We start from the raw sequence: 22369 nt of genomic DNA, 5'->3' as shown, positions 1-22369 counted from the left end.
CCCGCGCCGCCCACCGCGCCCACACGCAAGGAGACCGCCGATGACCCTGTTCGACCAGCCCCTGCACGAGCTCGACCCGGAGGTGGCCGCCGCGGTCGACGCCGAGCTGGAGCGCCAGCAGTCGACCCTGGAGATGATCGCCTCGGAGAACTTCGCGCCCGTCGCGGTGCTTCAGGCGCAGGGCTCGGTGCTGACCAACAAGTACGCCGAGGGCTACCCGGGACGCCGCTACTACGGCGGCTGCGAGCACGTCGACGTCACCGAGCAGATCGCCATCGACCGGGTCAAGGAGCTGTTCGGGGCCGAGTACGCCAACGTCCAGCCTCACTCCGGCGCCTCGGCCAACCAGGCGGCTCTGTTCGCCCTGGCCCGGCCCGGCGACACCGTCCTGGGCCTGGACCTGGCCCATGGAGGTCACCTCACCCACGGCATGAAGATCAACTTCTCGGGCAAGCAGTTCGACGTGGTCCCGTACCACGTGGACGCCGCGACCGGCCTGGTCGACATGGCGGAGCTGGAGCGGCTCGCGAAGGAGCACCGGCCGAAGGTGATCATCGCCGGGTGGTCGGCGTACCCGCGGCAGCTGGACTTCGCGGAGTTCCGGCGGATCGCCGACGAGGTCGGGGCGTACCTGTGGGTGGACATGGCGCACTTCGCGGGTCTGGTCGCGGCGGGGCTGCACCCGAACCCGGTGGAGTACGCGGACGTGGTGACGTCCACGACGCACAAGACCCTGGGCGGGCCGCGCGGCGGCATCATCCTGGCGAAGCGGGACTTCGCGAAGAAGCTGAACTCCTCGGTCTTCCCGGGGTTCCAGGGCGGCCCCCTGGAGCACGTGATCGCGGCCAAGGCGGTCTCCTTCAAGGTCGCCGCGAGCGAGGAGTTCAAGGAGCGTCAGCGCCGTACGGTCGAGGGCGCGAAGATCCTCGCCGAGCGGCTGACCGCGCCCGATGTACGGGCAGCCGGGGTGAACGTGCTGTCCGGCGGCACCGACGTCCACCTGATCCTGGTCGACCTGCGCGCGTCCGAGCTGGACGGACAGCAGGCCGAGGACCGCCTCCACGAGGTCGGCATCACGGTCAACCGCAACGCCGTCCCCGACGACCCGCGCCCCCCGATGGTCACCTCCGGCCTGCGCATCGGCACCCCGGCCCTGGCCACCCGGGGCTTCACGGCGGCGGACTTCGCCGAGGTCGCCGACGTCATCGCCGAGGCGCTCAAGCCGTCGTACGACGCACAGGCCCTCAAGGCCAGGGTGCAGGCCCTGGCCGACGAGCACCCGCTGTACCCCGGCCTGTAGGCGACAACCTCCCGCAGGGGCGTGCCGTGACAGCGCGTCACGCCCCTGCCGATCCCACGGAGTGTGGCGTGGCAATCAGCGTCTTCGACCTGTTCTCCATAGGCATCGGTCCGTCCAGTTCGCACACCGTCGGCCCGATGCGGGCCGCCGGGATGTTCGTCGCCCGGCTGAAGCAGGACGGGCTGCTTGCCCAGACCGCCGCGGTCCGGGCGGAGCTGTTCGGCTCCCTCGGTGCCACCGGCCACGGTCACGGCACCCCGAAGGCGGTGCTGCTCGGGCTGGAGGGCAACGAACCGCACACGGTCGACGTCGCCCGGGCCGACCTGGACGTCGACCGGATCCGCGGCAACGGACGCATCCGGCTCCTCGGCGCCGAGATCGGCCCGGCCCACGAGATCGGCTTCGACGCCTCGACCCAGCTGGTCCTGCACCGTCGGCGCTCGCTGCCGTACCACGCCAACGGCATGATCCTTTTCGCGTACGACGCCGACGGGGTGCCGCTGCTGGAGAAGACGTACTACTCGGTGGGGGGCGGCTTCGTCGTCGACGAGGACGCGGTCGGCGCGGACCGCGTCACCCCCGACGCCACGGTGCTGCCCCACGCGTTCCGCACCGGCGACGAACTCCTGTGCCTGACGAAGGAGACCGGTCTGTCGATCTCCGCGTTGATGCTGGAGAACGAGAAGGCCTGGCGCACCGAGGACGAGATCCGCGCGGGCCTGCTGGAGATCTGGCGGGCCATGGAGGCCTGTGTCGCGCGCGGACTGGGCCGTGAGGGCATCCTCCCCGGCGGCCTGAAGGTCCGTCGGCGGGCCGCGGCGGCGGCCCGGGCACTGCGCAGCGAGGGCAACGCGGCGGTCCGCGCGCTGGAGTGGGTGACCCTCTACGCGATGGCGGTGAACGAGGAGAACGCCGCCGGCGGCCGGGTCGTCACCGCGCCGACGAACGGCGCGGCGGGCATCATCCCGGCCGTGCTGCGCTACTACCTCGACTTCGTGCCCGGCGCCGACGAGGACGGCATCGTCCGCTTCCTGCTCGCGGCCGGCGCCATCGGCATGCTCTTCAAGGAGAACGCGTCCATCTCCGGCGCCGAGGTCGGCTGCCAGGGCGAGGTCGGCTCCGCCTGCTCGATGGCCGCCGGCGGTCTCGCCGAGGTCCTCGGCGGCAGCCCCGAACAGGTGGAGAACGCCGCGGAGATCGGCATGGAACACAACCTCGGCCTGACCTGCGACCCGGTCGGCGGCCTCGTCCAGATCCCCTGCATCGAACGCAACGGCATGGCCGCGGTCAAGGCCGTCACCGCCGCCCGGATGGCGCTGCGCGGCGACGGCCGCCACCACGTCTCCCTCGACAAGGTCATCAAGACGATGAAGGAGACCGGCGCCGACATGAAGGTCAAGTACAAGGAGACCGCCCGCGGCGGCCTGGCCGTCAACGTCATCGAGTGCTGAGGAGACGGACGGAGCATGGGACGGGTCACCGAGCGACGGCGCGTGCTGCGGATCCGGGACGGTGCGCCGAGCACGCGCCCGGACACGCTGGTCTGGGCCGGGCGGGCCGAGGAAGTGGCGAACGCCGTACGGACCACGGCGCGGTGGCCGATCGCCGACACGCCTCCGGTCCGTGTCACCGCCGAGCTGCTGGCCGCCCTCCCCGACCGACTGCGGGCCGCACAGCGGGTGTTCGACCGGACCGGCGGACTGTATGCCGCCGGGCTGTTCTCGCCCGAGGGCGAGCTGCTGGACGCGCGGACTGAAGCCGAAGGTGCGGTGGCGCGATCAGCGTGGCGTCGCTGGGGAGCGCGTTCGGCATACGGCTGGTTCTCGGCATCGTGGCGGGACATCACGAGATGAGTCCCGCCACGAACATCAGCCGAACGGCGCGATACCGGCGCTACCGCGTGCCGCGGCAGCGGACGTGGGTGGGCTACCTGATCTTGAACCGGTCCGGACGCACGAAATCCAGGCCCCCTATGGTCTGTTTGCCGAGCGCCTCGTGTGCGGCGATGTGACCGTAGCCGGTGGCCATCTTGAAGCCCTTCCCGGAGAATCCGGTGGCGCAGTAGACTCTGCTGTTCTCGTCCAGCCAGCCGAGGAGGGGGTGCCTGTCCTCGGTGAAGAGGTCGGGGAAGGCGTCGGCGCGCACGATGGTGGGGATCAGGCCGGGAAAGAAGTCGGTGACGATCTCGGTGACCTTCTCGATTTCGCGCCGGGTGAGTTCCCTGGGCACGGAGTCCGGGTCGGGAGTTTCCCTTCCGCGTCCGTCCAGCGGTCCGTCCACCGATGCCTTGACCGTCACGCCGTCGACGGCGGGTGCGCCGTACAGGGAGCGATCGCCGTACAGCCGGCTGAAGACGGGGAAGTTCTCCGGCGAGAACTGTGTGGCGTCCTGGGCGACGAACCAGGTCAGGACGATCCGATGGGTTTCTGTGACGGCCTTGAGGTGGTCGGGCATGAGCCTGCGGGACCAGCCGCCCGAGGCGACGATGACCTTCTCGAACGTCCAGCTCCTGTCGCCCGAAGTGACGACCACGCCGTGGTCGGTTTCGGTGATGCTGTCCACGGGTGTGTTCTGGAGGACTGTGGCGCCGTTGGCCTGGGCCGCCGTGACGGCAGCGCTGACGGCGCGGTCGGTGCGCAGAACGCCGGCGCGGGGGTCATAGAGGGCACAGTCGTCGGGGCGCAGGTTGTGCTGGGGGTAGCGCTTCGCCAATTCCTCCCGGCTGAGGACGCGGTGCTCGGCTCCGTTGGCGCGCGCTGTCTCGAGGAGGCCGTTGATGAAGCTGCCGTTCACCGTCCCGATGGACAGGCCCCCGGTAGGGGTGAGGATTTCCTGCCCGGTTTCCGCTTCGAGTTCGGCCCACAGGCTGCGGGAGCGTTCGATGATGGGGTAGTAGTCGGGCTTGCCGAGGTAGACCATGCGGAACAGCCGGGTGTCCCCGCCCACGGCACTCCGGCCGTGGGCCGGCGTGGCGGCCTCGAAGCCCACGACCGAGCCGCCCAGCCGGGAGGCCTGCCATAGGGCCATGCTTCCGATGCTGCCCAGGCCGATGACGGCGAGTTGTGCGTCCATGTGAGCAATTGTCCTTTTCGTCTACTCGTGAAGTCCGGCGAGCCTGCTGCCGAATCTGGCCAGGAGCGAGGTGGCGGTGGATCCCCTGCGCTCCTCCCACTGGTCGGCAATGCCGAAGAGCCGGTACATGGCGTGAACGCCCAGCCAGCGGATGGGTTCCGGTTCCCACTTCCGTGCCCGGTAGCCGACCCAGGGAAGGGTGGTCCGTTCGGTTTCCTTCTCGAAGGCGAGCTCCACGAGAGTCCTGCCGCCGACGTAGGCCGCCGTGACACCGTGTCCCGCGTAGCCGGTGGACGACCCGATCCCGGATGCCGGGTCCCAGTGCACACCGCCGTTCCAGTCACGCGTGACGCCCAGGACTCCCGACCAGGCGTGATCCACCTCGAAGGAGATGCCCGGGAAGAAGGTACTGAGCTTGTGCGAGATCAGGTCGATGGTGGACTGGGCAGTCGCACCGGCTCCCCCCGTGCCGGACCCGAAGCGGTAGGGGACACCACGGCCCCCCATGGCGATACGGCCGTCGGATGTCCGCTGGGAGTAGATGAACGTGTGCGCGGAGTCGTTGAGGCACTGGGGCCCGTCCCAGCCGATCTGCTGCCAGGCCTCCTCCGGCAGGGGCTTGGTCACGATCATCGAGGAATTGACCGGGATCAGGCTCCGGCGGCCCAGCAGCTGTCCCGAATAGCCTTCGGTGCAGATGAATGTCTTCGCCGCGGTGACACGCCCGTCGGCCAGGGTGAGGGTCTTGCCCTCGACACGGTCCACGCGGCTGCTCTCGTAGATCCTGACCCCCATGGAGGTCAGGGTGTCGGCGAGGCCGTAGACGAGTTTCGCGGGGTGGATCCGCGCGCAGTGCTTGTAGAAGAGTCCGCCGTGAACGGTGGAGATGTTGATCCGGGACTGGAACTCGTCCCGGTCGAGCAGGTGGACTTCGTCGTCGGTCAGCCCGTACTTCAGTTCGGCGTCACGCCTGGTGACCAGTCGGCCCAGCCCCGCCCGAGTGTGAGCGGCGACGAGCGCGCCGCCCTTGTGCTGATCGGCATCGATGCCCTCGGCCTCAAGGATGTCCAGGACAGCGTCGACGCCGGCGACGAACTCCTGCTGCAGCGCCCGGCTCGCCTCCAGCCCTCCCCCGGCGCGGGCGAAGGTGGCACGGTTTCCCGGCGGCATGGCCGAGAGCCAGCCACCGTTGCGCCCTGACGCGCCGTAGCCCACCTGCTCGGCCTCGAAGACGGCGACCGAGAGCGAGGGTTCGAGCTTCTTGGCGAAGTACGCCGCCCAGAGGCCGGTGTAGCCGCCGCCCACAATGGCCACGTCGACGGAGTCCTGGCCGGTGAAGCGGGGGAACGAGGGCTTCCTGTCGGCCAGTTGGGCCACCCAGAAGCCGAGCTCTCCGTTGCGGGGTGGTGCCGCTGGGGCGTTCATGGTGTGTCCTTCATCTGTCTCTGGGAACCGCGTGGACCACTGCCGGAAGGCGGTGTGGCCGCCGTCGACGGGGTGGGTTGCCCCGGTGATGTACGAGGACTCCGACGACGCGAGGAACAGAACGGCGTCGGCGATCTCCTCGGGAGCGGCGAGGTGCCTGAGCGAAATCGCCCCTCCCGTCGGCCAGCAGGATCCGCACCGGGGTGTCGATCGTGCTGGCCGAGGGCGTCGAGTGCCTGTCGATGCCGGGCCACCGCCGCGCTGCTCATGAGTGGCTCGCCGCTATACGGCGGTGCAGACGACCTGGATCTCGACAGGGGTGTTGAGCGGCAGCCCGGCGACACCGATCGCGGTGCGGGCGTGCCGTCCGTTCTCCCCCAGTACCTCGATGAGCAGTTCACTGGCCGCGTTGGCGACCTTCGACTGCTCACCGAAGTCCGGCGTACTGGCCACGAAGACCAGCATCTGCACGATCCGGACCCGGTCCAGATCGCCCACCGCCTGCACAGCAGCGGCGAGGCAGTTGAGCACGGCATGGCGTGCGAGCTCCTGCGCGGTCTCCAGCTCCACGTCCCGGCCGACAACGCCCTGCCCCAGCAGCTCGCCGTCCTTGAAGGGGAGTTGGCCGGAGAGGTGGATGGTGGAGCCCACCGTCCGGTGGGGCACGAGGTACGTGGTGCCGGCGAGGACGGGTAGCTCCAGTCCCAGGGCCCGGAGCCTTTCTGAAGCCGAGTCACCCTTGACGGTTTGAGGCAGGGGCTGACTCATTCCGCCACCGTCTTGCTGTGGATCATTTCCTCGGTTCTCCGCTCAGGCTCAGGCGTCAGGGGCGCGGCAGGCCGAAGAGGACGGGGAGGTCGGCGATGTCGGTGATCCGCTCGTAGCCGAGCCAGTGCTCGTCGTGCTCCCAGCCGCGGTCGACGTACACCTTGTTCTCGATGCCCATGATGGCCGCGGAGCGCAGGTCGTACATCGGGCTCGCGGAGACGTGCACGAGCTCGTCGGGTGTCACGCCGAGCTTGTCAAACATGTACTCGAAGGCGCGGAGTCGCGGCTTGTAGACGCCCATCTCCTCGGCGCTGATGACGACCTCGAACGGGGCCTTGAGGTTCTCCGCGAGGCGCACGGCGTGCGCGGTGTCGCTGTTGGTGATGATGACCAGCGGGACCTCCTCGGCCAGGCGGTTCAGCGCCTCGGTGACACCGGGGTGCGGGCCCCAGGTGGGGATGCGCTCGTACACCGCCCGCGCCTCGTCCTCGCGGTACTCGAGACCGACCTTGTGCAGGGCGCGCTCCATCGAGCGCGCGACGACCTGGTGGAAGGGCTGGTACGCGCCCGTGCACTCGTCGATCCGGTACGCCTTGCAGATCCGCAGGAACTCATCGGCGACCTCGGCCGGCAGCCGGTCACCCAGGACCTCACGCATCGTGTCGTTGATGCGGAAGTTGATCAGCGTTCCGTTCATGTCGAACGTCACGAACTTGGGCTTGACGTCGAATCCCACTGGGTCCTCCTGGTGTGTCAGTGGAACAGTCTTGCGTTTGGTCGATTGTCGACCATCTGCCTCGTGGTCGATTGTCGACCAAATGAATCACGACTGTCAATAGAGTCGGAGAAGCGGGCCCGGACCTGGCGTCGCGACCGGCGAGCCGGACAGGGTGCGGGCCCCTGAATCCAGGGAGCTCCGTGCAGGGCGGGCGCTATAGTCGACAAACGACCAAGTGGTCGGCAGGGCACTGAGGGAGGACGACGGGGTGGACCACAAGTTCGAGTGGCAGGAGCAGCGGATGACGACGCCGGACGGCGTCTACCGCACACTGCGTGCCGCCATCCTCGACGGCACCGTGCCTCCTGGTGGCCAGCTGCGTGAGGCGCACATCGCCGCGGATCTCGGCATCAGCCGGTCCCCGCTGCGGGAAGCGCTGACCAAGCTGGAGGAGGAAGGGCTCGTCGTCAAGATCCCCTACCGCGGGGCGTTCGTCGTAGAGGTGAGCGCTCGTGAGGTCGCCGAGATCGACTCGGTCCGGCTGCGGGTCGAGCCGTACGCCGCCGAGCTCTCGGCCGAAAAGCTGCGTGGTTCCGAGCGGCCTCAGTTGCTGCAAACCGTCGAGGACCTCCGCCGGGCGATGGAGAAGGGCGACATCCCGGCCAGCATCGACGCGCATCTTCGCTTCCACAGGCTCTTCTACGATCTCTCCGGTCATGGCGTCCTGCAGAGTCTCTGGAACGGCTGGGAGACCAAGCTGCGCCTTCACCTCAGCGTCGATCACCGCACTTACAGCGACGACCCGCAGCAATTGGTCGTCGAGCACGAGCGGTTGGCCGCGGTTGCCCTGGAAGGCGACACCGACGCGTTCCGCCAGGAACTGGCTGCCCACTTCCCCGTGGGACTGGGAGGCCGAACGGGGGACTCGGGGTAACGCCTGCCAGGGCAGGTGTGAGGCCGTGCCGCCGGGCGGGCAGTCGCGCGGGCGGGGCCGTTCCTTCACCGGACGGCGGGGCGCGGTGGCGACCAGGGGCAGGACCTCGGCCAGGGGCACGCCGGGGATCGACGTCGCGCTCGGCCGTGGCCTTCCCCTGGAGAACTCGCGGCAGCTGGACGGCCTGGCGCACCAGTGGCACCACGGCATTCTTGCCCTGCCACAGCCGGTCGATGCCCGTTTCGCTGTGGCTGCGGGGCACGGTGGAGATACCGGAGAAGCCCTTCGGTCCGCCGGCAGCGGCGTGCCCGCCGGCAGGGGCCCCAGCGGGCGGCCGGCGGATCTGCTCGCTGACGAACCGCACCCAACGGCCGGTGCGCGGTGGTGGCAGCCGCCCACGAGCTGGCGCATGGCCGGCCCGAATGTGGAGGCAACTGCCCGCAGTCAGCAGCCGGGCGAGGCCACGGAGGTGCCCGCTCGCGGAGTGTCGCGGTCACCGGCCCGCCGCCGTCCACCACCCGCACCGCATCGCGCCCTGGCCGGACGAGGACCCTGGCCGGACGAGGACCCTGGCCGGACGAGCGCGATCGAGTCTCAGTCTTGACAAAGTCTAAACTGGCGCATACTTTTCAAGCTCCTTGAGTAGGTGTGCGTGGCCTAGGTGGGTTTGTTCATGTTGGTCGGCCGCCGCACCTGGCCCCCGCTGAAATCGGAGTTGAACATGAGGTGCTACGACTGCCTTCAGGAGGCGCGCAGCGACACCACCGGCATCGGTGTGTGCTCGCGCTGCGGCTTGGCCACCTGCGAGAACCATGCCCGCGTACGTCAGGTACAGGTCACCCGCCAGCTCGGCATGGGCGCTGCGTACGGCCGGATCCCGGCCCGCAGGGTGGTATGCCACACCTGCGACATGGCCGAGACGGCGCACTGACCCGGATGGTGCGCTTGTCGCATCGCATCATCGGTCGCCGATCGAGCGCCGCCCGTCCGAGCAACCCTTCTCGGCCTGCCCGGACGCCGCCCCGGATCACTGGTGCGGCGTCCGGGCCTCAGTCGTGGCCACGGCTGGTGCGTCATGACGGAGGCGCAACCGCGGACGGGGAGTTGCCGTAGGAGCAGAACGAGGGCGGATCGGTTGCCGCGTGTCCAGGGCGTCGGCTGATGCGTGGGCGGGGCGCGCCGCCTGAACCCGGGGCCCCGGGGCTGCGTGATCGAGGAGGTCGCGAGCACCCGGTGGTGCCTGCGCCCGCAAGGCGCACGTGCTGTCGTGATCGGCCTCAAGACCCAAAGAGCCGACCAGGACAGTGCAGTCAACTTACTCTCCGTGTCGGTGAGTTGCTCCGTCACGGCCTTCTTGCTGCTGGATCGTCGCGGACGGGTGTCCTGCGCATGCTCGTCCATGTCGAACCTGGATGAGACCGGCGAGCCAGGTTGAAGTTCGTATTGACACTGCTCGACAGGCAGCCATATGGTCGACAAACGACAATGTGGTGGCAGTTTTAAGCCACCATACGGCGATATGTCGCCGCTGTTACTCGAGAGGAGAACCGAGTGCAGATGATCAAGATTCATGCGAAGCGGGAGGTGGCTCGATGAGCCAGTCCATGACTTCGGCAGCGAACACCGGCTCGGCTTCCGACCGGCTCCAGGCCCTGGGTCTGGCCCTTCCCGAGCTCGGTGACAACCCGTACTACGTCCACCACCGGACCGTGGGCTCCAGCATCTACATTTCGGGCCAGCTGCCCTACCAGGACGGTTGGCTGCAGGGTCAGGGCACGGTCGGCCGGGACGTCGAGCTGGAGACGGCGCGGTCACTCGCGCGCCATGCCGTGCTCAACTGCCTCGCTGCCGCTGTGCAGGCGGTGGGCGATCTGGACCGGGTCCGGATCGTGCAGATGCTGGTCTTCGTGGCCAGTACGCCGGACTTCGGTGAGCAGTCGAAGGTCGCCAACGCGGCCAGTGAACTGCTCATCGAGGTGCTGGGGGAGAAGGGACGGCACGCCCGCACCGCGATCGGTGTCGCCGGGCTGCCGCTCAACAGTCCGGTCGAGATCCAGATGGTCTGCACCGCCGTATAGGGCGGTCTCGACGGCGGTGTACGCAAGGACGCGCGATATCGCGGGCCGCGCGCCGTCGGCATCCAAGGGGAGTCAGCACTCGCGCCCCTCGATCATTCCAGGCAGAATCACAAGGAGGGCAGCGTGAACCGGCTGCAACGAGCACTCGACGCTGTGGTCGAGCGGATCGACACCCCCGCCCCGATCGTGCTGGTCGACGTCATGCAAGGCAACATCGACCGCATCCAGAGCTTCGCCGACCAGCACAACCTCAAGGTCAGGCCGCACATCAAGACGCACAAGTGCGTGGAGATCGGGCGACGCCAGATCGAGGCCGGCGCGGTCGGGATCACCGCGGGAAACGTCGGTGAGGCCGAGGTCTTTGCCGCGGCCGGATTCGACGACATCTTCCTCGCCTACCCGGTCTGGCCGGCGGGAACGAAGGGTCCCCGGATCCGCCGGCTTGCCGAGTCCGCCCGACTGCGGGTCGGTGTCGACAACGTGCTGGCGATCGAGGCCCTCGCCGACGCGATGGGGGACGAACCGGACCGGCTGCAGGTCGTGGTCGAGGTCGACTGCGGCGCCCGTCGTTCCGGGGCGCCGCCCGAGGCTGCGGCCGACCTCGCGCTCGCCGCCCGCAAGCGCGGTCTGGTACCAGTGGGTGTCTTCACCTATCCGGGTCACGGTGGTGCCGGTCGGGACGCTCGCGGGCGCGCTGCGCAGGACCAGGAGGCCGCGCTCATCACCGCGGTACGCAGCCTCGCCGACGTCGGGGTCACCGCTGAGGTGGTCAGCGCCGGGTCCACTCCCACCCTCGAGTTCTCCACCAGCGGCGTGATCACCGAGATCCGTCCCGGCGAGTATGTCTTCGGCGATCTGAACAACGCCCGGCTGGGCTCCTGCACGGAGGACCAGATCGCGCTGTTCGTCGCCGGCACCGTGGTCAGCGATTGGGTCCCCGGCCAGGTCATCGTCGATGTGGGCAACAAGGCCCTCAGCAAAGAAGGCAGCCCCGAGATCGGCTACGGCGGCATCGCCGGCACGAAGGCGGTCCTGTCCAAGGTCAACGAGTACCACGGATTCCTCCCGCTGCCAGACGGCGAGTTCCGCCCCAGCGTCGGCACCGTCGTACCGGTGGTGCCGAACCACGTGTGCCCGGTCGTCCTCGGTTTCGAGGAACTGATCGTCACCGACAGCACGGGCACGTCGCTGGAGCGGTGGCCGGTCGACGCCCGCGGATTCCTCAACTGACCGGCACGGGACGAGATGTTCGTGGCCGAGCCCGCAATCCGACCTACCTCCACCGCAAAGGAATGCCCCACATGAGACTCAACAACGTCACGGCCCTGGTGACCGGCGCCAGCAGTGGCATCGGGCAGGCCGTGAGTTCCCACTTCCGCCGCGAGGGCGCGCGGCTGCTGCTGACCGGACGCAGGGAGCGGCTCGACAGTGCTGAGCCCGACGACCTGTACGTTCCCGGAGACCTCAACGACGAGGCGTTCGTCGAGCACCTGGCCAAGCAGGCCGCCGAGTCCTTCGGCACCGTCGACGTCGTCGTCCTCAACCACGGCCTGCAGGCTGCCAGTCCGCTCACCGAGATGGCCTACGACGACGCGAAGAACGTGCTCGAGAGCAACCTGCTCAGCGCGTTCCTGGTGATGAAGCACTTCGCGCCGCTGATGCCTGAGACCGGCGGCTCGTTCGTCTGCGTCAGTTCACGGCTGGGCATGGTCGGCATGGCCGGACAGGTCCTGTACTCCGCCGCCAAGGGTGGCCTCATCATGCTCGCCAAGGGCGCCGCGATCGAATGGGCCCCGCGCAACATCCGTGTCAACGTCGTCGCTCCGGGTCTGACCGCCACCCCGATCATCGAAGCGGCGTTCCAACGCAGGCCCGACCCCGAGGGCTACCGCCGCGAGCGCGAGAGCACGATCCCGCTCCAGCGCCTCGCCACCCCTGAAGAGGTCGCCGACGCGGTGCTCTTCTTCGCGTCCTCGGAGTCGTCGTACGTGACCGGATCGGTCCTGACCGTCGACGGCGGCTACACCGCTTTCTGAGCATCCCTGCTGGGCATCACCACCAGCATCGGCTGAACGACCTGTTCTCCGTCTCGTCTTCTGCCTTCGGCAACCGCCGCTTGTGGCATGCCTGATCGACCACGAGTCGAGCGCATGCCCCGATCGCCGCACTCGGACTGCGCTACCCGCTGCGCCCGTGCCGAAGAGCACATCCGCGCAACCCTGGCCACCCCGACGCCGGCCGCGAGGCGTCGCCGGCCTCCGCACCTCGCGAACGGGCCCCGCCTGCGCGTACGTGCCGCCATCGAAACCGTCCGCAAGATCTACGTGACCGTGATGTGACGCCGGTACCGCGCGACCCGATCGTCTTCGAGACCTCTCGCGAAGCTGCCTGCTGAGCAACGTCGAAGACCGACGCCGCCGCCACTCATCCGGTCTTCCAGCCGGAGTCGCCCCGACAACACGGTCGTCGGGGACCCGATCCACGGCGAACACGCGCCCAAAGAGGCGACCGACAACGCAAGCGGGCAATTCTTCCGTCCGCGTTCGCCGCCCTGCACATCCCACCCCCCACCTGCGAGGTAAAGCCCCCGCACAGCTGGTCCCACGCGTCCCTATATGAGGAGTACTGCCATGAGTGATGCCCAGATCGGTCGTAGAGCGCTCCTGCGCGGAGCAGGCGGCCTCGCCGCCCTCGCCGCTCTTCCCTCCCTGGCCGCCTGCGGCACCGGCACCAGCCGCGCCGCGGCCGGAGGCAAGGGTGGCGGTAAGACGGTGGTCGTCCGTGACAGCGGCGGTTCCTACGGGGCGGCCCTACAGAAGGCGATCTACACGCCGTTCACCCAGGAGACCGGCATCCAGGTCAAGGTGCTCAACCTGGACGACGCCCCGCTGCTGGCGCAGATCAAGCAGGGCCGCCCGCAGTGCGACCTCATCAACAACTCGATGATGTCTCACTACAAGTACGTCAAGCAGGACGCGCTGGAGGCGCTGGACCTCGACCGGGTCAAGAGCCTGAGGAGCGCGAAGATCCCCAAGGCCCAGATCACCGACCATGCCATCGGACACAGTTTCTACGGTCAGTGCATCGGCTACCGCACCGACGCCTTCGGGGGCCGGAAGCCCGAGTCGTGGGCGGACTTCTGGGACACCAAGGCGTTCCAGGGCTCCCGTGCGATGGTCCACCCGGACGGTGACCTGCCGGAGCTGGAGTTCGCGCTGCTGGCCGACGGCGTCCCGATGGACAAGCTGTACCCGCTGGACGTGGACCGCGCGTTCAAGGTGCTGACCCGGCTGCGGCCGGACATCAAGAAGTTCTGGGACAGCGGCCCGCTGCCCGGCGTGCTGCTCAGCCGCCAGGAAGTGACGATGTCCACCGTCTGGGACGGCCGGCTCGCCGACCTGCAGAAGCAGGGCGTCCCGGTCGAGCGGCAGCTCAACGGCACGCGCCGCCAGTTCTCCGGCTACGCCATCGCCAAGGGCGCGGCCAACATGGACAACGCCTACCAGCTGATGGACTTCTCGCTGCGTGCCGAGAGCCAGGCCAACCTGGTCAAGTTCTTTCCGTCGAACCCGTCCTCGCCGGTGGCCTACGAAAAGCTCACCGAGGACCAGCGCAACGCTTCCGCCGGCGCGCCGCAGTACTACGACAAGGGTTTCGACGCGGATGTCGACTGGTGGCTGAAGAACGAATCGGCCGTCACCAAGCGCTGGTTGGAGTGGGCTCGTGGCTGAATTCGGTGTTGCCACACCGTCCGTCAAGGTGGCCGGCGGCAAGCCGGCCACCGCGACCGGCAAATCGCTGTCGGTGGTGGCCCTGCGCAAGACCTACGGCGACGTGGTCGCCGTCGACGAGGCGTCCATGGAGATCGCCGCCGGGGAGTTCGTCACCTTCCTCGGCTCCTCGGGGTCGGGCAAGACCACGACGCTGATGATGATCGCCGGGTTCTGCGAACCCGACTCCGGCACCATCACCGTCGGGGACCGGGATGTCACCCGGCTCGCGCCGCAGAAACGCGGCCTGGGCTTCGTCTTCCAGCAGTACCTGCTCTTCCCGCACATGACGGTCGCCGAGAACGTCGCCTTTCCGCTCACCCTGCGCGGAGTGGCGAAGGACGAGATTCGCCGCCGGGTGGGGGAGACGCTGGAGATCGCGGGCCTGTCCGGGTTCGGCGGGCGTAAGCCGCGTGAGCTGTCCGGCGGTCAGCAGCAGCGGGTCGCCCTGTGCCGGGCGCTGGTCTACCGTCCGCCGGTCATCCTCATGGACGAACCGCTCGGCGCGCTGGACAAGAAGCTGCGTGACCAGCTCCAGGTCGAGATCAAGACCATCCAGCAGGAACTCGGCCTGACCGTCATCTATGTGACGCACGATCAGGAAGAGGCGCTGGTCATGTCCGACCGTATCGCGGTGATGCGCAACGGCCTGATCGAGCAGTTCGACACCCCCAGGGAGCTGTTCGAGCGGCCCAAGACCCCGTTCGTGGCGGACTTCCTCGGCGCGGCCAACTTCCTGCCCGGCCGCGTCGAACAGCATGACGGCGAGCACACCCTGGTCCGCCTCGACAACAGCGGCGGCCTGATCAAGGCGCGCCGCCACGACCTCGCCGTGGGTACCCAGGTCAAGGTCGCCGTCCAGCCGGGCCGGCTGCGAGCCTGCGCCACCGACGACGGCTTCTGTACCGGCACTGTCGAGACCGCCACGTATGTGGGCACTCTGGTCCGCGCCGGGGTGCGCATCGACGGCGGTCAGGCACCGCTGCTGCGTCTGGAGGTCCCGGCGGGCCGGGGCCCGGTCGCGGGCGAGCGGGTCGGGATCACCGCCGATGCGGACGACGTCAACCTCTTCGCAGACGAACAGGCAGGGTGAGCCATGGCAGCCACCCTCACCGCGGGGGCCCCCGCCCGCCCGCGCAAACTCCTGGCTTCGCGCAGGACACGCGTCGGGATCCTCTACGCGCTGCCGGTCGTCGTGTATCTGCTGGTGCTGTTCGTCTACCCGATCTTCAGCACGCTGCTGCTCAGCCTGAAGGACGCCGACGGATCGTTCACCCTGCACTGGTACGCCGACGCCCTGACCGGCGTGAACCTGTCGGTGCTGTTCACTACGCTGCGGATCTCCGCCGAGACCGCCGTGTTGAGCCTGGTGTTCGGGTTCGTCCTGGCCCAGGCGATCACCCGGCTCAAGCCCATCCTGGCGGGCCTGGCCATGCTGATCGTCGTCGTCCCGCACTTCGTGTCCGCCCTGGTACGCACCTACGGCTGGATCATCATGCTCGGTGACAAGGGCCTGGTGAACGAGACGCTGGCCGCCATGTCGGTCCCCGGCGCGCCGTTCCAGCTGCTCTACAACGAACTCGGCGTCGTCATCGGCACCACCTCGATGATGCTGCCGTACACGGTGCTGCTGCTGTACGGCGTGATGCGCGGCGTGGACCGCCGCCTGATGGCGGCCGCGGCCAGCATGGGCGCCGGACGCGTGACCATCTTCCGCAGGGTCTACCTGCCGCTGGTCGCCCCCGGCCTGGCCAGCGCCGGACTGCTCAGCTTCATCCTCTCGCTGGGCTACTACATCACCCCGGCCCTGATGGGCGGACCCGACCAGACGATGATCGCCACCCTCATCAACCAGCAGGTCACCAAGGAGAACCAGTGGAACGGCGCCGCCGCGCAAGGCGTCATCCTGCTGGTCCTCACCCTGGCCGGACTCCTCCTGGTCAAGGCCGTGACCTCACTGGGCGCCAGCCGTAAAAAGAGGAGTGCGTCATGATGGAACTGCGCAAGTCCCTCACCGGACGCATCGCCCTGACCGCGGTCGCCACTGTGATCCTGCTGTTCCTGGCGCTGCCGATCGTCGTCATCCTCGTCACCTCCTTCAGCAACAACGCCTTCGCCGCCTTCCCGCCCGAGGCGTGGACGCTGAACTGGTACAAGGCCCTGTTCGCCGACGGCAGCAAATGGCCTGCCGCGCTCTCCCTGAGCGCCCTGGTCGCCGCGCTGAGTACCGTGTTCTCCCTGATCATCGGGGTGACCGCGGCGACCGCGCTGGTCCGCAGCGAACTCCCGCTGCGCTCAGCGGTCTTCGCCCTGGTCCTCGGCCCTCTGGTCATCCCGCAGATCGTCACCGCGCTCGGCCTGTTCCTGCTGTTCGAGCCCGCCGCGATGCTGGGCAGCCCTATCGCCATCGCCCTCGGCCACACCGTGCTGGCCTCACCGATCGCGGTGCTGATCCTGATCGCGACCCTGCGCGGGATCGACGAACGCCTCGAGGACGCCGCCGCGAGCATGGGCGCGGGCCGGCTCACGATCGCCCGGAAGATCACCTTCCCCCTCGCCGCACCCGGCATGATCGCGGCGGCGATTTTCTCCTTCATCACCAGCTTCGACGAGTTCTACATCTCCCAGTTCCTCTCCTCGGTCGACACCGTCACCCTGCCCGTGCAGGTCTACAACTCGCTCACCTTCGAGATCGACCCCAGCGTCACCGCCGTCAGCGCGCTCCTCACCGCCTTCGCCATCCTCGCCCTCGGCCTGGTGGCCCTGGTGCGCTGGCTCGGCTCCGGACGACAGGACTCCCTGCTCTCGGTCGAGAACACGGTCGGCGTCGCCAACCCCGGAGGCGAGGCCGTGTGACCAGCCACCGATCGTGTTCCCTCGACACACCACCCTGCGATCAGCGAAAGAGCCACGCGCATGACTGACACGCTCACCGCTCCCTCATGGCAGTCGGCAGTCCTGGAATCCGTCCCCCGTGGCTTCCTGGCCCACGACTGGCAACCCGCCACCGGCGGGCGCACCTTCGAGGTGCGCAACCCCGCGACCGAAGAAGTCATCGCCACCGTCGCCGACTGCGGCCCACAGGACGCGTTGCGAGCACTGGACGCGGCGGCCGGGGCCGCCGACCAGTGGGCCCTCACCAGCCCGCGGGACCGCGCGGCCGTCCTGCACCGGCTCACCGACGCCCTGATCGAGCACCGTGAGCGGTTGGCCCGGATCATCACCCTGGAGATCGGCAAGACGATCGCCGAAGCCCGGGGCGAGGTCGACTACGCCGCGGCCTATTTCCGCTGGTACGCCGAGGAGGCGGTTCGCCCGCACGCGCGCAGCACGCCCTCCCCGGACGGCAGGAGCCATATCGTCACCGTCGCCGAACCGGTCGGGCCCTGCCTGCTGATCACTCCGTGGAACGTGCCGCTGGCCATGGCCGCCCGCAAGGCCGCCGCCGCCCTCGCCGCGGGCTGCACCGCCGTGCTCAAACCGGCCGAGCTCACCCCGCTGTCCTCCCTGCTGCTGGGCGAGTTGGCGCGTGAGGCCGACGCGCCCGCGGGTGTCCTGACCGTGATCACCAGCAGTGACGCGGCAGCGGTCACCACGGCTCTGCTGGCCGACCCCCGGCTGCGCAAGCTGTCCTTCACCGGGTCCACCCCGGTCGGGAGGCTGCTGCTTCAGCAGAGCGGTGCCCGGGTGCTGCGCACCTCGATGGAGCTGGGGGCAACGCGCCGTTCCTGGTCTTCGACGACGCCGACCTCGACCTCGCGGTCCGCGAAGCGATGATCGCGAAGATGCGGCTGGGCGGTCAGTCCTGCGTCGGCGCCAACCGGTTCCTGGTCCAGGAGGGAGTCGCCGACGCGTTCGCCGCTGCGCTGGGCGAACGCATGGCCGCCATTCGGGTGGGCGCCCCGGACCGGGAGGACACCGAGCTCGGCCCGCTGGCCGACCACCGTGCGGTGGACAAGGTCCGCCGCCTCGTCGAGGACGCCGTGGCCCGTGGTGCCGTCGTCATCGGCCAGGCGGACGTCCCTGACGGGCCGGGCCACTGGGCCGCCCCGACCGTGCTGGACCACGTCCCCGCCGACGCCGCGATCATGCACGAGGAGGTCTTCGGACCCGTCGCCGCCATCCACCGCTTCTCCACCGAGACCGAGGCCATCGCGGTGGCCAACAACACCGAGCACGGCCTCGCGTCGTACGTGATGACGTCCCACATCGACCGTGCCCGCCGGGTCGCCGCCCGTCTGCAGGCCGGAATGGTCGGCATCAACCGCGGGCTGGTCTCCGAGGTCGCGGCACCCTTCGGCGGCGTCAAGCAGTCCGGCCTGGGTCGCGAGGGCGGACCCGAGGGCCTCCACGAGTACCAGCAGCTCAAGTACCTGTCCCTGCCCGGCTTCCACAGCTGAGCAAGCACACGGGCGCAGGGCTCGCCCGCGTCCTGGTGAGCGGCGGTGGTGACGAGGCGTTCGGCGACGGCCACCAGCAGCGCGGCTGGGTTCACCTTGGTGGCCGCGAAAGCCTCTGGCAGCCTGATGTCGCGGGTCTGGACCGCCTTGGACGATGCTTTCGACGTCCAGAGGCCCGACACGCGCGTTTGCGCTGCCGCCTATGATCCCGATCCGGGCACATCCTGAGCCTGATCAGCAACCACCACGCACCATGCTCCGCAGGAACCCACGGCACCCGCGATCCGCGTGCCGTGGGTGCTGCCATCTCCAACGACTTCATGAAGGAGACGGTCTACCGTGGACGCCACCGACGAGAAGATCATCGCCGAGCTGACCCGCAACGCCCGCATCTCGCACTCCGAACTGGCCGACAAGGTGCTGCTCTCCCGCAACGCGGTGCGCCAGCGCATCGAACGGCTGGAGCGGCAGGGCCACATCGCCGGCTACACCATCGTCCGCGCGGGCGACGACACCGGCGATGTCGTCTCGGCGCTGGTCCTCGTCTACCGCCAGGACCGCATGCGCGGCGGCGACGTCCTGGCCGCGCTCAAACGCATCCCCGAGGTCGTCATCTGCGAGATCCTCAGCGGCGACTTCGACATCATGGTGCGCCTGGAGGCTGCCTCGCTGGAACGCGTACGAGTCATCTGGGAGGACATCGCCCAGATGCCCGGCGTACGGGACACGGTCACCGCGCTCACCCTGTCCAGCATCGTCAACCGCCCGCGAGGAGGGCGGAGCGCAACGGCACCGGGGTGAGCAGCGCAGCCGCATGTGAGCCCTGGACCGAGGTCAGTACCAGGTGCCCGATCAGTGGCTCGACGGCGTGGAGTTGGTGTTGCCCGTTCTGGAACAGGTACGCCCGGCATCTGGGAAGCCATCGCCCAGATGCCGGACGTACGGGACACATGCTCCGGCAGGTCGCGGCCTGCCCAGGGAGTCGTGCTCGGCGCGGAAGGCGGTCATTGCACCACGTCGGTGATGTGGTTGACGCAGACGACCTTGGGCTGGGTCATCTCCTCGAAGGCGAAGCGCACGCCTTCGCGGCCCATGCTGCCGTACTTGAACCCGCCGAAGGGCATGGCGTCGAAGCGGTAGTCGGACGAGTCGTTGATCATGACTCCGCCGGCTTCCAGCAGCCGGGCCGCGTTCAGGGCGCGGTCCAGGCGCGAGGTGAAGATGCCCGCGTGGAGACTGTATTCGATGGCGTTGGCCTGCTCGATGGCGTCCTCGAAGGACGTGAACGGCTGCAGCACGACGACCGGGGCGAACACCTCCTCCTGCCAGATCGAGCAGGTCGCCGGGACGTCTTCCAGGACGGCCGGCGTGTACAGGGCGCCGGTGATGTCGTTGCCGCACAGCAGCACGGCGCCCTGGGCCACCGCCGCGTCGACCTTGGCGCGGGTGGCGGCCGCGGCCTGATGGGTGATCATGGGGCCGACGTCGGTGCGCTCGTCGAGCGGGTCACCGACGCGCAGCCCCTTGGTGCGGGCGACGAAGGCGTCGCGGAAGCGGTCGTAGACCTCGTGGGCGATCAGGATGCGCTGGGTGCCGATGCAGTTCTGGCCCGCGGCCCAGAACGCGCCGGAGACACAGGAGGCGACGGCCTCGTCGAGGTCGGCGTCGTCCATGACGATGACCGGGGCGTTGCCGCCCAGGTCCATGGCGAGTTTCTTCAAGCCGGCCGTGCGGGAGATGGCCTCGCCGGTGGCGAATCCGCCGGTGAAGGACACCATGCGCACGTCGGGGGCGGCCACGATCGCGGCGGCGATGTCGGCGTCGCCGTTGACGACGGTGACGATCTCCTCGGGCAGGCCGGCCTCGATGAGGGTGTCGACCAGGCGCAGCGCGGACAGCGGTGTCAGGGCGGACGGTTTGAGGATGACCGCGTTGCCGCCGGCGATGGCCGGGCCGAGCTTGTGGGCGACCAGGTTGAGGGGGTCGTTGAACGGGGTGATGGCGGCGATGATGCCCAGCGGTTCGCGGGTGAACCAGCCCTGGCGTTTCTCCGAGCCCTCATAGGAGTCGAAGGGGATGACCTCGCCGGCGTTGCGCCGTGCCTCGGCTCCGGACAGGGACAGGGTGTTGACCGCGCGGGCGACTTCCTTGCGGGCCTGGGTGATGGTCTTGCCGGCCTCGCTGACGATCAGCTGGGCGAAGGACTCGGCGCGCCGCTCGATCAGACGGGCGGCGCGTTCCAGGACCGCGGCCCGGGAGGCACGGGACAGCGCGGCCGCGGTGCGGCGCCCGCACCTGGCCTGCTGCAGGATGCCGCCGACGGCGCCCGCGTCGACGGTGGGCACCGAGGCGATGACCTCGCCGGTGTAGGGGTTGTGCACGGGCGTGGTGTCGGTGCCGAGTTCGATGCCGGGGGGCACGTCGGTGTCAGACACGGTGAGTCTCCAGGAGAACGGGGCGCGTGGGGGCGGTGTCGTCGTCCGCGTGGCGCTGGTGGATGGCGATGATGTCCGACAGCAGGGCGTAGGCGGTCTCGATGCGGCCGGCGCCCGGCCCGGACACCGTGACGGTGCCGAGGATGTCGGTGTGGAAGGCGACCGCGTTGAGGGGACCGGATATCCCGGCGAGCGGGTGCTGGGCGGGCAGGGCGAGCGGGGCGACGCGCGCGTCGACGCTGCCGTCCTCGTGGCGGGTGGCGGAGCCGACCAGCTTCCAGCGCAGCCCCTTCGAGGCCGCGTCCCGCATCTCGTTCGGTGTGATCGCCGATATTCCCTCGCAGAAGACGTCCTCGCGGCGCAGGTCGGCGCCGAGGACCTCGTTGGCCAGGATCATGACCTTGAGCTGGACGTCGTGGCCCTCGATGTCCGCGGTGGGATCGGCTTCGGCGTACCCGAGCTCCTGGGCTTCGGCGATGGCCGCCGACAGCTCGATGCCCTCTTCGAGGCGGCCCAGGATGTAGTTCGAGGTGCCGTTCATGACGCCCTGGACGCCGGTGATCTCCAGGCCGCCGAACATGCGCTCGGCGGTGCGCAGGACGGGTGTGCCGCTGAGTACCGAGCCCTCGAACTCGAAGCTGACGCCGCGCTCGGCGGCCAGCCGCTTCAGCGCGCGGCCGGCGAGGGCGACCGGTCCCTTGTTGGTGGTGCACACGTGCTTGCCCGATTCCAGGGCCCAGCGCACATGGGACAGGGCGGGCTCGCCGTCGGTGGGGTTGGTGAACGTCGCCTCCACGACGATGTCGGCCGGGACCTCGCGGATCACCCACTCGTTGCGCGGATCCGCGCTGCCGCCGGCCAGGCCCGCGAAGCTCAGCTCCCCGGGCTCGGCGGCCAGCAGCGGCGCCAGATCGATGCCGTCGGTGTCCACCAGGGAACCGGCCCGCAGATCGGTGATCGCCACCACCCGCAGGGCGAAGCCCAGCTCCTTGGCCAGGCGCTCCCCGCTGTGGGATATCAGCTCGGCCAGCGCGCGGTTGACGCCGCCGAATCCGATGAGGGCGAGATCGTATCGGCCCATGAGATCGCTCCTTCACAGTCCGCCGCCTTCACGGTGCGGCTGCTCAGAGCCTCGCTTCTCCGCCTGTCACCTTCCCCATGTCACAACGGCCACAACGCATGCCGATCTGCTGTGTCCGCGGGCGATTCGCCCACCCGGATTCGCCCACCCCACCCCCGGCGACACTGCGCACGGACGCAGTGCGCCCTGGCGAGCGGGCGGCTGGACCGCCGTCTGTTCGACGTCACTCATGAAGTCGGCCGAGGCGGCCGTCGAGCGTGCGCTGCCCGCCGTGGACAGTCAGACGCTGACCGCCGAGAAGGCGGACACGGTCGTGGTGACCGGCGACCTCCCCAGCCTGGCCGGCCCATCCATTCCGCCGCGCGCCGGGACCATGGAACGCCAGTGA

The 22369-nt window shown here is 69.1% G+C and carries 19 protein-coding genes and 2 pseudogenes; 15 read left to right on the top strand and 6 right to left on the bottom strand.

From position 1 onward, the window contains the following. Positions 1-40 precede the first annotated feature (40 nt). The 3 genes and pseudogenes from glyA to ACSUPV_RS03790 form a co-directional block, all read left to right on the top strand. Positions 41-1300, top strand: a complete 1260-nt coding sequence (gene glyA / locus ACSUPV_RS03800) for a serine hydroxymethyltransferase (RefSeq protein ID WP_359787935.1) — start codon at positions 41-43, stop codon at positions 1298-1300. A gap of 68 nt (positions 1301-1368) precedes the next feature. Next, positions 1369-2751, top strand: coding sequence for an L-serine ammonia-lyase (locus ACSUPV_RS03795; RefSeq protein WP_436946908.1), 1383 nt, complete (start codon positions 1369-1371; stop codon positions 2749-2751). 15 nt (positions 2752-2766) lie between these two features. Next, positions 2767-3057 (top strand): annotated as a pseudogene (locus tag ACSUPV_RS03790) (hypothetical protein); the annotation flags it as partial. A 169-nt stretch (positions 3058-3226) separates the two neighbouring features. On the opposite strand, the gene solA reads toward ACSUPV_RS03790, so the two are convergent. The 4 genes from solA to ACSUPV_RS03770 form a co-directional block, all read right to left on the bottom strand. Then, complete coding sequence (solA, locus tag ACSUPV_RS03785) at positions 3227-4372, bottom strand: N-methyl-L-tryptophan oxidase (protein ID WP_436946907.1); 1146 nt, start codon at positions 4370-4372, stop codon at positions 3227-3229. Between the two features lie 21 nt (positions 4373-4393). After that, positions 4394-5797 (bottom strand): NAD(P)/FAD-dependent oxidoreductase, encoded by a 1404-nt coding sequence (locus tag ACSUPV_RS03780; protein ID WP_031121643.1) that lies wholly within the window; start codon positions 5795-5797, stop codon positions 4394-4396. Between the two features lie 282 nt (positions 5798-6079). After that, on the bottom strand, positions 6080-6565 hold the full coding sequence (locus tag ACSUPV_RS03775) for a RidA family protein (RefSeq protein ID WP_359787940.1): 486 nt from the start codon (positions 6563-6565) through the stop codon (positions 6080-6082). A gap of 55 nt (positions 6566-6620) precedes the next feature. Continuing rightward, on the bottom strand, positions 6621-7301 hold the full coding sequence (locus ACSUPV_RS03770) for a haloacid dehalogenase type II (RefSeq protein WP_031121660.1): 681 nt from the start codon (positions 7299-7301) through the stop codon (positions 6621-6623). Positions 7302-7551: 250 nt separating this feature from the next. On the opposite strand from ACSUPV_RS03770, the gene ACSUPV_RS03765 reads away from it, so the two are divergent. From ACSUPV_RS03765 to ACSUPV_RS03715, 11 genes and pseudogenes are all read left to right on the top strand, one after another. Continuing rightward, positions 7552-8217 (top strand): GntR family transcriptional regulator, encoded by a 666-nt coding sequence (locus ACSUPV_RS03765; protein ID WP_037764998.1) that lies wholly within the window; start codon positions 7552-7554, stop codon positions 8215-8217. 673 nt (positions 8218-8890) lie between these two features. Continuing rightward, on the top strand, positions 8891-9148 hold the full coding sequence (locus tag ACSUPV_RS03760; RefSeq protein ID WP_382609303.1) for a DUF2180 family protein: 258 nt from the start codon (positions 8891-8893) through the stop codon (positions 9146-9148). A gap of 673 nt (positions 9149-9821) precedes the next feature. Continuing rightward, complete coding sequence (locus tag ACSUPV_RS03755; protein ID WP_037764605.1) at positions 9822-10295, top strand: RidA family protein; 474 nt, start codon at positions 9822-9824, stop codon at positions 10293-10295. 123 nt (positions 10296-10418) lie between these two features. Beyond that, the gene (locus ACSUPV_RS03750; protein WP_436946906.1) at positions 10419-11525 is read left to right on the top strand and encodes an alanine racemase; all 1107 of its coding nucleotides are present in this window, start codon (positions 10419-10421) and stop codon (positions 11523-11525) included. 71 nt (positions 11526-11596) lie between these two features. Then, positions 11597-12331: an SDR family NAD(P)-dependent oxidoreductase gene (locus ACSUPV_RS03745; protein ID WP_037764604.1), complete on the top strand. Its 735-nt coding sequence runs from the start codon at positions 11597-11599 to the stop codon at positions 12329-12331. A gap of 594 nt (positions 12332-12925) precedes the next feature. After that, the gene (locus ACSUPV_RS03740; protein WP_436946905.1) at positions 12926-14026 is read left to right on the top strand and encodes an ABC transporter substrate-binding protein; all 1101 of its coding nucleotides are present in this window, start codon (positions 12926-12928) and stop codon (positions 14024-14026) included. Continuing rightward, positions 14019-15158: an ABC transporter ATP-binding protein gene (locus tag ACSUPV_RS03735; protein WP_436946904.1), complete on the top strand. Its 1140-nt coding sequence runs from the start codon at positions 14019-14021 to the stop codon at positions 15156-15158. The genes ACSUPV_RS03740 and ACSUPV_RS03735 overlap by 8 nt, the downstream gene beginning before the upstream one ends. A 3-nt stretch (positions 15159-15161) precedes the next feature. Continuing rightward, positions 15162-16058, top strand: a complete 897-nt coding sequence (locus ACSUPV_RS03730; RefSeq protein ID WP_037768954.1) for an ABC transporter permease — start codon at positions 15162-15164, stop codon at positions 16056-16058. Then, on the top strand, positions 16055-16921 hold the full coding sequence (locus tag ACSUPV_RS03725; protein ID WP_436946903.1) for an ABC transporter permease: 867 nt from the start codon (positions 16055-16057) through the stop codon (positions 16919-16921). Before ACSUPV_RS03730 ends, ACSUPV_RS03725 begins: the two co-directional genes overlap by 4 nt. Before the next feature lie 60 nt (positions 16922-16981). Then, positions 16982-18465 (top strand): annotated as a pseudogene (locus tag ACSUPV_RS03720) (NAD-dependent succinate-semialdehyde dehydrogenase). A 339-nt stretch (positions 18466-18804) separates the two neighbouring features. Continuing rightward, positions 18805-19266, top strand: a complete 462-nt coding sequence (locus ACSUPV_RS03715) for an Lrp/AsnC family transcriptional regulator (protein WP_031121338.1) — start codon at positions 18805-18807, stop codon at positions 19264-19266. Positions 19267-19469: 203 nt separating this feature from the next. On the opposite strand, the gene ACSUPV_RS03710 is transcribed toward ACSUPV_RS03715, so the two are convergent. Then, the gene (locus ACSUPV_RS03710; protein WP_436946902.1) at positions 19470-20900 is read right to left on the bottom strand and encodes an aldehyde dehydrogenase family protein; all 1431 of its coding nucleotides are present in this window, start codon (positions 20898-20900) and stop codon (positions 19470-19472) included. Beyond that, positions 20893-21981 (bottom strand): homoserine dehydrogenase, encoded by a 1089-nt coding sequence (locus tag ACSUPV_RS03705; RefSeq protein ID WP_037764584.1) that lies wholly within the window; start codon positions 21979-21981, stop codon positions 20893-20895. Before ACSUPV_RS03705 ends, ACSUPV_RS03710 begins: the two co-directional genes overlap by 8 nt. A gap of 229 nt (positions 21982-22210) precedes the next feature. Between ACSUPV_RS03705 and ACSUPV_RS03700 the strand changes: the two genes are divergently transcribed. Beyond that, positions 22211-22369, top strand: a complete 159-nt coding sequence (locus ACSUPV_RS03700) for a hypothetical protein (RefSeq protein WP_436946901.1) — start codon at positions 22211-22213, stop codon at positions 22367-22369.

Source organism: Streptomyces sp. SudanB52_2052 (genome assembly GCF_964272415.1).
Classification (GTDB): Bacteria; Actinomycetota; Actinomycetes; order Streptomycetales; family Streptomycetaceae; genus Streptomyces; species Streptomyces olindensis.
The sequence above is the reverse complement of the archived record's forward strand: the minus strand, read 5'-3'. Positions and strand labels throughout refer to the sequence as shown.

Bases quoted from the DNA above. Each gene is read 5' to 3' on its own strand.
- glyA (WP_359787935.1), top strand. From the start codon at position 41: ATGACCCTGTTCGACCAGCCCCTGCACGAGCTCGACCCGGAGGTGGCC.
- solA (WP_436946907.1), bottom strand. From the start codon at position 4,372: ATGGACGCACAACTCGCCGTCATCGGCCTGGGCAGCATCGGAAGCATG.
- ACSUPV_RS03780 (WP_031121643.1), bottom strand. From the start codon at position 5,797: ATGAACGCCCCAGCGGCACCACCCCGCAACGGAGAGCTCGGCTTCTGG.
- ACSUPV_RS03775 (WP_359787940.1), bottom strand. From the start codon at position 6,565: ATGAGTCAGCCCCTGCCTCAAACCGTCAAGGGTGACTCGGCTTCAGAA.
- ACSUPV_RS03760 (WP_382609303.1), top strand. From the start codon at position 8,891: ATGTTGGTCGGCCGCCGCACCTGGCCCCCGCTGAAATCGGAGTTGAAC.
- ACSUPV_RS03755 (WP_037764605.1), top strand. From the start codon at position 9,822: ATGACTTCGGCAGCGAACACCGGCTCGGCTTCCGACCGGCTCCAGGCC.
- ACSUPV_RS03745 (WP_037764604.1), top strand. From the start codon at position 11,597: ATGAGACTCAACAACGTCACGGCCCTGGTGACCGGCGCCAGCAGTGGC.
- ACSUPV_RS03740 (WP_436946905.1), top strand. From the start codon at position 12,926: ATGAGTGATGCCCAGATCGGTCGTAGAGCGCTCCTGCGCGGAGCAGGC.
- ACSUPV_RS03730 (WP_037768954.1), top strand. From the start codon at position 15,162: ATGGCAGCCACCCTCACCGCGGGGGCCCCCGCCCGCCCGCGCAAACTC.
- ACSUPV_RS03725 (WP_436946903.1), top strand. From the start codon at position 16,055: ATGATGGAACTGCGCAAGTCCCTCACCGGACGCATCGCCCTGACCGCG.
- ACSUPV_RS03705 (WP_037764584.1), bottom strand. From the start codon at position 21,981: ATGGGCCGATACGATCTCGCCCTCATCGGATTCGGCGGCGTCAACCGC.
- ACSUPV_RS03700 (WP_436946901.1), top strand. From the start codon at position 22,211: ATGAAGTCGGCCGAGGCGGCCGTCGAGCGTGCGCTGCCCGCCGTGGAC.